2 protein-coding genes are annotated in these 2,880 nt (G+C 66.1%); both read right to left on the minus strand.

Going from position 1 to position 2,880, the window contains the following annotated elements; translation table 11 throughout:
• Positions 1-725, minus strand: a 725-nt coding sequence (locus XI08_RS05125) for an AMP-binding protein (protein WP_271573619.1), incomplete at its 3' end; no start/stop codon positions are given.
• The coding region (locus XI08_RS05130) for a condensation domain-containing protein (RefSeq protein ID WP_271573620.1) at positions 676-2,880 on the minus strand (2,205 nt) is incomplete at its 5' end. The genes XI08_RS05125 and XI08_RS05130, both read right to left, overlap by 50 nt.

Here is a 2,880-nt window from a genome sequence, read left to right on the forward strand (position 1 = left end):
TCGTCGTTGCGGCCCAAAAACTCCAGATTGCCGTCCGGCAGATAGCGCGCCAGATCGCCGGTGCGGTACAGCCGGTCGCCGTCCACAAAGGGACTGGCGATGAACCGCTCCGCGGTCAGCTCGGGCCGGTTCAGGTAGCCGCGCGCCACCCCCGCCCCGCCAATGCAGAGCTCCCCCGCCGCACCGAACGGCACCAGCCCGCCATGATCATCCACCAGATACACGCGCGTGTTCGCAATCGGACGGCCAATCGTCTCAACGACAACGTCCCCCCTTCGCACGCAGATCCAGGTTGAGTACGTGGTGGTTTCAGAAGGCGCGTACAGATTACAAATCTTCTGGACCCGACTGCTCGCGAAGATCTTCTCGATCAGTTCCGCCGTCAGCCACTCGCCCGCCAAATTGACGACGCTGGCCGAAGCCGGCACTGCTTTCCTGTCGACCAGTGCAGCAATCGCCGAGGGCACTGTGTTGATCAAAGAGATATCCAAAGACCTCTCGGCCAGCGCCAGCGCATTCTCGACAAGGTAAAGCGTGCTTCCTTGCGAAAGCGGAACGAAGCACTCATAGACGGACAGATCAAAACTGATCGAGGTGGCAAACAGCGTGCGGCTGATCTCTGATGCCGTAAACACGTCGCTGCTCCAATGCAGCAGGTTCACCGTGCTCGCATGCTCAATCATGACGCCCTTGGGCGTGCCGGTGGATCCGGAGGTGTAGATCACATAGGCGAGATGGCGCGAGGTCAGGCCGAGCGCACGCGGGTCCGGATCCGACGCTGGCAGATTTGCCCATTCCGGCATCGTNGCCCTTGGGGGTGCCTGTTGATCCCGAGGTGTAGATCACATAGGCGAGATGGCGCGAGGTCAGGCCGAGCGCGCGCGGGTCCGGATCCGACGCCGGCAGATTTGCCCATTCCGGCGACGCCGCCAGATCCACCACCGTCAGATCGCGTAGCGCATCGTCGCCCAGCGCCGATCGCCCCGCTGCATCGGCCAGCAGCACTCGCGGCGCCGCATCGTCGAGAACCTGCCGCAGCCGCGCCGGCGGATAGGCCGGGTCCAGCGGCAGGTACGCCCCACCCGCCTTGCGGATCGCCAAAAGCCCGACCACCATCGCCACGCTGCGCGCAACGCAGATCGCCACCGGCTGGTCCGGCCTGACCCCGAGCCCGATCAGATGATGCGCCAGGCGGTTGGCCCGCGCATTGAGCTCGCCATAGCTTAGCCGCTCCTCCTCATGGACCACCGCCACCGCGTCCGGCGCACGGCGCACCTGCGCCTCGAACAGCTCGTGGATGCACACGTCCGACGGATAGGCCGCCGCCGTCCGGTTCAGCTCCTCCAGCAGATAGGCGCGCTCGTCGGCTGGCAGCAGCTCAATCCGCCCGACCGCTTGCTGCGCATCGGCAACCATCGCCCGCAGCAGCGCCAGCAGATAATCCCGCTGCCGCTCGATGGTCGCGCGATCGAACAGCGCCGTAGCATAACCCAGCGTCCCGGCGATCACCTCGCCCTGCTCGCCAAGGCTCAGCTCCAGATCGAACTTGACCTGATCGAAGCCGTCTGCCGCCGCCTCCACACGCAGCCCAGGAAGGTCGAACGTCCCAGCGGTGTTGTTCTGCCAGGCCAGCATCACCTGGAACAACGGCGTGTGATCAAGAGCCCGGGGCGGCTGCACGATCTCCACCACCTGCTCGAACGGCAGGTCCTGGTGCTCCTGCGCTCCCAAGGCCGTGCGCCGCGTCCGCTCCAACAGCTCCGCCACGCTCGGCTCGCCCGACAGGTCCAGCCGCAGCGCCAGCGTGTTGACGAAGAAGCCGATCAGCTCTTCGATCTCGCGGCGACCGCGATTAGCGCTCGGCACGCCAATCACAAGATCGTCCTGTCCCGACAGACGCGACAGCACCGCAGCCCACCCCGCCAGCACTGTCATGAACAACGTCGTGCCTTGCTGCGGGCCCAGCCGCTTCAGCTCCCGCGTCAGGTCCGCATCGATGACGATCGGGACCGTCGCCCCCGCAAACGACTGCTGCGCCGGCCGCGGCCGGTCCGTCGGCAGCGCCAGACGGGCCGGCGCGCCGGACAGATTGCTGCGCCAATACTGCGCCTGGCGCTGCAGCCGCACGCCCGACAGCCACTGCCGTTGCCAGGCGGCATAGTCCGGATACTGGATTGCAAGCGGCGGCAGCGGATCGCCTTCTCCGGCCACGAACGCCCGGTACAGCTGACTGAGTTCACGCGCCAACACGTCCAGCGACCAGCCATCCGAGACAATGTGATGCTGCGTCAGCAGCAAGACGTGCTCCTCATCCGAGATCCGGATCAGCCGGCCGCGGATCAGCGGGCCACGCGCCAGATCGAACGGCGTGCGCGCCTCTTCCCTGCACAGACCCAATAGCGCCTCGTCCGCATCCGGCCTGTCCCGCAGATCGTGCTCCACAACCGGCAGCCCCGCATCCTCCGGCAGCAGCTCCACCCAGGGCTTGCCCTCCGGCGCGACAAACACGCTGCGCAGCGCCTCATGGCGCGCCAACACACGGTCCAGGCTACGCTGCCAGGCGCTGCGGTCGAGCCCACCCTTGAGCCGCCACCCGAGTGGAATGTGATAGTTCGTGCTGCTCTGATCCAGCTGCGCCAAAAACCACAGCCGCTGCTGCGCAAACGACAGCATAAGCGGCGCTTCACGCGACACCGGCGCAATGGCTGGCAGGTCTTGCGCGCCGGAGCGGCTCAACTCATCCATGATACTCGCGGCCAGATCGGCCAGCACCGGTTTGGCAAACAGCGTGGTCAGCGGAAGTGTGAAGCCAATGGCCTGCGAGACCCGGCTCAACAGCTGCACCGCCAGCAGCGAGTGCCCGCCGAGCGCAAAGAAGTG

Source organism: Bradyrhizobium sp. CCBAU 11361, assembly GCF_028128935.1.
Lineage (GTDB): Bacteria > Pseudomonadota > Alphaproteobacteria > Rhizobiales > Xanthobacteraceae > Bradyrhizobium > Bradyrhizobium niftali.